Here is a 5,766-nt window from a genome sequence, read left to right on the forward strand (position 1 = left end):
AAACACGCCAGAGGGCGTTGCAAATGCGCGCCGTAGCCCGAGCTACGGCTGTGCTTTGCGCCTACTCGGGCGCGTTTTGGGGCGCCCCTTCGGGCACGCCCAATTCCCTCTCAGCCTCTGAGGCCTGCCGAGCCGTTGTCAACAGCCTGGGGGCTTGCTTGGCTCGAAACGAGCCTCTCGTTTGGAAATGATCAATGAAATATGCACCATCCCGGCGTGAAATGGTGCTTCATTGCTCCTGATTGTGTAGCGACGGGGCCTGGAATCAGCGCAGGACGACAGCGGGACCCTCGCCCCGCTCGACGATGGAGCCGATTTCGTAGACGCGCTCGCCCTGCTGCTCGAGCGTTGCGGCACAGGCGGCTGCCGCTTCGGGTGCGACGACGACCACCATGCCGATGCCATTGTTGAACGTGCGGTTCATTTCATGATCGTCGATGGCGGCGGTTGCTTGTAGCCAAGCAAACAGCTCACTGCGCGGCCAACTGCCGAGTTTCAAGGCAGCGGCCGTTCCATCAGGGAGCACGCGCGGAATGTTTTCGATCAAGCCGCCGCCGGTGATGTGCGCGAGTGCCTTGATGGGATGCTGCTCGAGCGCGGACAGCACGCTACGGACGTAGAGCCGGGTCGGGGCCATGATGGCCTCCCGGAAGGGCAGCCCATCGAGCGTTGCGGGCAGGTGCCCCGCCGCGCGCTCGATGCATCGCCGCACCAGGGAAAAGCCGTTGGAGTGCACACCGGCCGACGCCAGCCCCAGCACCACATCGCCCGGCGTGACGGTCTGGCCCGTGAGGATGCGTTGCTTTTCGACAACCCCGACGGCAAAGCCAGCCAGATCGTATTCGCCCGGCGGATACATCCCGGGCATTTCCGCGGTCTCGCCGCCGATCAGCGCGCAGCCCGAAAGCTCGCAACCCCGAGCGATACCGCCCACGACGCGCGCGGCGACATCGACATCGAGCTTGCCGCAGGCGAAATAGTCCAGGAAAAACAAGGGCTCGGCGCCTTGGACCAACACGTCGTTGACGCTCATCGCCACGAGGTCGATGCCGACGTGATCGTGCATGTTCCACTCGAAGGCGAGCTTCAGCTTGGTTCCCACGCCGTCCGTGCCGCTGACCAGCACGGGTTCCCGGTAGCGCTTGGGCACCTCGAACAGAGCGCCAAAGCCGCCGATGCCGGCCAAAACCCCGTCGCGCAAGGTCTTGCGGGCAAGCGGTTTGATCCGCTCGACCAGCGCATCTCCGGCATCGATGTCGACACCGGCGTCTTTGTAGTGGATGGGGGTTGGAGAATTTGAGCTCGTCATCGGGCGTGGGCCAGGTTGGGAGGAGACGGAACCCCCAGAGGCGCGCCTCTGAGATTCCCTAGAATGCCAGATTCTACTGAGCGCAAAGCCGACCACGCCCCTGCCGCGCCGCGCCTCCAGCCCCCGGCGTGCGGCAACAAGGGGGCCTCTCGCGCGCTGCCTCAAAGCCGATTCCTTTGCCCCCGAAAAACCCTCACGGCCATCTCTGCCCCCATCTCCAAGCCATGCAAATCGACCCCCATTTCAAACGAGCCGTCGGGTGGGCTGCTGCCGTTCTGGCTCTTGGCGGCGCGCTCTGGTCGTTGGGGCCAGTGTTGACTCCCTTTCTCGTTGCCGCCGTTCTGGCCTACATGGTCAACCCGGTGGTGAACCGGCTCGATCGCGCGTTGGGCGGACGCTTCCCGCGCGTTCTGGCCGTTGTGTTGGTGGAGGTTTTCTTCTTCGTTGCGGCCTTGGGTTTTCTGTTGCTCGTCGTGCCGGTACTGGTTCGGCAAATCCCGCTGATGCGCGAACAGGTGCCGCTGTTGCTGGAGCAGCTGGTGACCGCGATTCGACCCTGGCTGCTCCAGTTCGGGTTGGACCCGCTCGCCGGCTTTGCCGATCTGCGCGCTTTCGTGGTCGATTTCCTGGGCAACCGCAGCGAAGATCTCGTGGCCTCGGCGCTTGCGTCGCTGCGGGTCGGCGGCAGCGTTTTGCTCACGATCATCGGCAACGCGGTGTTGATACCCGTCGTTCTCTTTTATCTGCTGACCGATTGGGACCGTATCGTGGCAGGGGTCTGGAGCCTCGTTCCTCGTGCGCTGCGCGGGGCCCTCGAATCCTTCGTCGACGAAGCCGATGAGGTTCTCGGGCAATACCTTCGCGGCCAAGCCCTGGTGATGTTGGCGCTGGCGGTCTACTACAGCGCGGGGCTTGCAGCGTTCGGTCTCAATGTGGCGCTGCCCATCGGCGTTTTCACCGGCCTGGCTGTTTTTGTGCCCTACATTGGATTCGGCGTTGGTTTGGTGCTGGCCCTGCTGTCGGGCATGCTCCAGATGGGGCTGGCGCCCACCTTGGTGATGGTGGGCGTCGTTTATGGCGCCGGCCAGGTCATCGAGAGCTTCTTTCTGACGCCGCGCCTGGTCGGCAGCCGGGTGGGCCTGCATCCTCTGGCCGTGATCTTTGCCTTGATGGCGTTTGGCCAGCTGTTTGGGTTTCTGGGCGTGCTCGTGGCCTTGCCCGCCAGTGCCGTTTTACTCGTCGCTCTGCGGCGGCTGAAACGGCGCTATCTGGCGGACGCGACGGGCGAGGGCACGCACGCGCGGGTTCCGACCGAGGAGGTCAGATGAAGCAGTTGCCGCTCGACATTGCGCCTCGGCCCCAGGCGACCTTCGAGAACTACTGCCCCGGGCCCAATGAGGCGGCTTGGTCGCATCTCCGTCGCGTGCTCGACGGCGATCCGCCGACGCCGGTGCCGATTTATCTGTGGGGCGAAGAAGGCAGCGGGAAAACCCATTTGTTGCAGGCCGCTGCGGCCACGCTCGCGGCGCGCGGACGCGCCTTCGGCTGGCTCGACGCCACGAGCCCGTTTGCGAGCTTCGACGAGTCATGGGCGGCCATCTTTCTGGACGATGTCGAGCGCTTCGATGGTGAACGCCAACAATGGGCCTTCAATTGGTTCGTTCATGCGCTCGCCCCGGCCGATGGGCAGGCGCGCCTGGTTTTGGCTGCGGGTCGGCTGCCGCCCGCCGATCTGCGGCTGCGGGACGATTTGCGCAGTCGCCTGGCCTGGGGGCATGTGTTCGAGATCAAGCCGCTGTCCGATGCACAGCGTCGGGCTGTGCTGCTGCAATCGGCGCGGGAACGCGGGCTCGAACTCCGCGAGGAAGTCGTCGACTACATCTTGGTGCGCTTCCCCCGTGACCTCGGAAGTCTCAACGGCCTGGTCGAGCAACTCGATCGCTACGCCCTCAGTACCCAGCGCTCGATCACGATCCCATTGATTCGCGCCATGATGGAGGACGCTTGAGCTCGACACTCACCCGGGTCACCCTGTTTGACCTCGACCATACCCTGTTGCCCCTGGATTCGGACTACGCGTGGGGCGTATTCACGACCGATATCGGCTGGACCGACCCGCAGCATTTCCGTCGTCGCAACGACGAGTTTTATGCGCACTACCAAGCGGGAACGCTGGACATTCACGACTACGTGCGCTTTGCGACCGAGGCGGCTCGGCGGCAGGGTCCGCAGCGGGCGCTGCAGGCGCGTGAGGAGTTTCTGCGTCGAGTGATCGAGCCGGCCATCGACCCGCGCGCCCTCGCCCTGGTGGCGCAGCACCGGGTTCGGGGCGACCAAATCGTGATCGTCACCGCGACCAACGAATTCGTGACCCGCCCGATCGCCGCCAAGTTCGGCGTGGAAGATTTGATTGCGGTCGAACTCGAGCGCGATGCCTCGGGTTGGATCACGGGTGAGATTCGGGGCACGCCGTCGTTCCGCGAGGGCAAAGTCAAGCGCGTCGAGGACTGGTTGGCGGCGCGCGGGCTGTCCAGATCGGCCGCCGAGATCACGTTTTACTCGGACTCGATGAACGACTTGCCGCTCTTGCAGTGGGCTGACGTGCCGGTTGCGACCAACCCGGATCCGCGCCTGCGCGCCCATGCAAGCCAGCAGGGCTGGCGCATACTCGACCTTTTCGACGAGGCTCGATGAGCCCTTGCCTCGATTTGGAAGGGTCCCTACGCATCCATTCACGAAGCCAATGATCAAAACCTTTATTCACAAACTGCTGGGCAAGACGGCGGGCGCTTCCAAGCCCAACATGGGTCGCCGGCGGGAGATTCCCGCAACGGAGCACGGGATCGATCCTTCGCTCGTTGACGAGCGCGCGGTGCAAGTCTGCCGGGTGTTGCGCCAGGCCGGCTATGAAGCCTACGTGGTCGGTGGCGCGGTTCGCGACTTGTTGCTGGGTTTACGGCCCAAGGACTTCGACGTGGCCACCAACGCCACGCCCGAGCAGGTCAAGTCGCTGTTCCGTCGGGCCTTCATCATCGGCAGACGTTTTCGTATCGTGCATGTCGTGTTTGGACGGGGGCGTGAGCACGAAGTCATCGAAGTGTCGACCTTCCGCGCTTACCTCGACCCGGCCGATGCCGAGCAGGTTTCCGGCAATGAGCGAACGTCCAAAGCGGCCCTGGCAGGCATCCAGCATGCGGTCGACGCCAGCGGCCGCGTCCTGCGCGACAACGTCTGGGGGACTCAGCAAGAAGACGCGGTGCGGCGTGACTTCACCGTCAACGCCATGTATTACGACCCGCAAACCCAGGTCCTGGTCGATTACCACCGGGGTATCGAAGACGCCAAGCAGCGGCGTCTGCGGATGATCGGAGACCCTGCCAAGCGCTATCGCGAGGACCCCGTGCGCATCATCCGCGCCGTGCGCTTCGCGGCCAAGCTCTCGGGCCTGGGCTTCGCGCTCGATCCAAAAACAGCGCAGCCCTTGCGCAGCAGCCTGGCCTTGCTGCAAGAGGTTCCGCAGAGCCGCTTGTTCGACGAAATGCTCAAGCTGCTGCAAACGGGGCATGCTCTCGCCTCGATCGAACAGCTTCGCCGCTTGGGGCTCGAGCGTGGCATCTATCCTTTGCTCGACCTCGCGGTCGAGCGCGCCGATACGCCGTTTGTGCAAGCGGCCTTGGCGGACACCGATCGACGCGTCGCCGAGGGCAAGCCCGTCGCACCGAGCTTTCTCCTCGCCGCGCTGCTGTGGCAGGACGTGCGGGAGGCGTGGAGTCGGCGCCTCGAGCGCAGAGAGCATCCCCATCCGGCCCTCCAGGCGGCGATCGACGAGGTTTTCGAGTCCCGCATCGGCGACGTTTCGGGCCGCGGAAAACTCGGTGCCGACATGCGTGAAATCTGGATGATGCAACCGCGTTTCGAAAAGCGGACCGGCCACGCCCCCTTCGGCCTGGTCGAGCAACCCCGTTTCCGGGCGGGATTCGACTTTCTTCGGTTGCGCGCCGAAGTTGGGGAAGTCGACCTTACCCTGGCCGATTGGTGGCAGGAATTCAGCCTGGCCGATGACGCGGCCCGTGAGGATCTGCTGGCCCAAGTCCGGGCGGAACACCGCAAGGCGCCGCGCGTGCACCGGGTTGGGGCTGCCTCGAAAGCCGACGATCCGAACCGCCCCGAGTGCCCTGTGGTCCCGGCCACAGGAGGGGCGCCCGCACCGTCAAGCGCGCAAGCCAGTGAGACGGCCGCGCCGAAGAAGCGCCGCCGGCGTCGGCGCAAGCCCACCGATGCCGCGGGTTCGTCGGGACCAGCCAGCGAGGAGCGCCAGCCCGACCTCGCTGCACCACCGCCACCGACCCAGTGATGCGCGCACCCGTCCTTTCGTATGTTGGACTGGGAAGCAATCTGGGCGCATCTGCGGAAACCATCCTGCGCGCGGTCGAGGCGCTGGACCGGCTGCCCTCGAG

Annotated in this window: 5 protein-coding genes; 4 read left to right on the forward strand and 1 reads right to left on the reverse strand. The window is 64.9% G+C overall.

The features are described 5' to 3' along the window. Positions 1–265 precede the first annotated feature (265 nt). Positions 266–1,309, reverse strand: coding sequence for a phosphoribosylformylglycinamidine cyclo-ligase (purM, locus tag JHC36_RS10095; protein ID WP_287918701.1), 1,044 nt, complete (start codon positions 1,307–1,309; stop codon positions 266–268). A 224-nt stretch (positions 1,310–1,533) separates the two neighbouring features. Between purM and JHC36_RS10100 the strand changes: the two genes are divergently transcribed. Genes JHC36_RS10100 through pcnB form a run of 4 tightly spaced genes read left to right on the forward strand, consistent with a single transcriptional unit; the run spans position 1,534 to position 5,663 of the window. Continuing rightward, complete coding sequence (locus JHC36_RS10100) at positions 1,534–2,637, forward strand: AI-2E family transporter (RefSeq protein WP_287918703.1); 1,104 nt, start codon at positions 1,534–1,536, stop codon at positions 2,635–2,637. Continuing rightward, a complete protein-coding gene (gene hda, locus JHC36_RS10105) occupies positions 2,634–3,317 on the forward strand; it encodes a DnaA regulatory inactivator Hda (protein WP_287918705.1) in 684 nt (227 codons plus the stop codon). The genes JHC36_RS10100 and hda overlap by 4 nt, the downstream gene beginning before the upstream one ends. Beyond that, positions 3,314–4,003: a histidinol-phosphatase gene (locus JHC36_RS10110; RefSeq protein WP_287918707.1), complete on the forward strand. Its 690-nt coding sequence runs from the start codon at positions 3,314–3,316 to the stop codon at positions 4,001–4,003. The genes hda and JHC36_RS10110 overlap by 4 nt, the downstream gene beginning before the upstream one ends. Before the next feature lie 49 nt (positions 4,004–4,052). Further along, positions 4,053–5,663, forward strand: coding sequence for a polynucleotide adenylyltransferase PcnB (pcnB, locus tag JHC36_RS10115; RefSeq protein WP_287918709.1), 1,611 nt, complete (start codon positions 4,053–4,055; stop codon positions 5,661–5,663). The last annotated feature ends 103 nt before the right edge of the window (positions 5,664–5,766 follow it).

Origin of the sequence: Tibeticola sp., from assembly GCF_022759015.1 — a bacterium.
In the GTDB taxonomy this organism is placed as follows: Bacteria; Pseudomonadota; Gammaproteobacteria; order Burkholderiales; family Burkholderiaceae_C; genus Tibeticola; species Tibeticola sediminis.

Bases quoted from the DNA above. Each gene is read 5' to 3' on its own strand.
- purM (WP_287918701.1), bottom strand. From the start codon at position 1,309: ATGACGAGCTCAAATTCTCCAACCCCCATCCACTACAAAGACGCCGGT.
- JHC36_RS10100 (WP_287918703.1), top strand. From the start codon at position 1,534: ATGCAAATCGACCCCCATTTCAAACGAGCCGTCGGGTGGGCTGCTGCC.
- hda (WP_287918705.1), top strand. From the start codon at position 2,634: ATGAAGCAGTTGCCGCTCGACATTGCGCCTCGGCCCCAGGCGACCTTC.
- pcnB (WP_287918709.1), top strand. From the start codon at position 4,053: ATGATCAAAACCTTTATTCACAAACTGCTGGGCAAGACGGCGGGCGCT.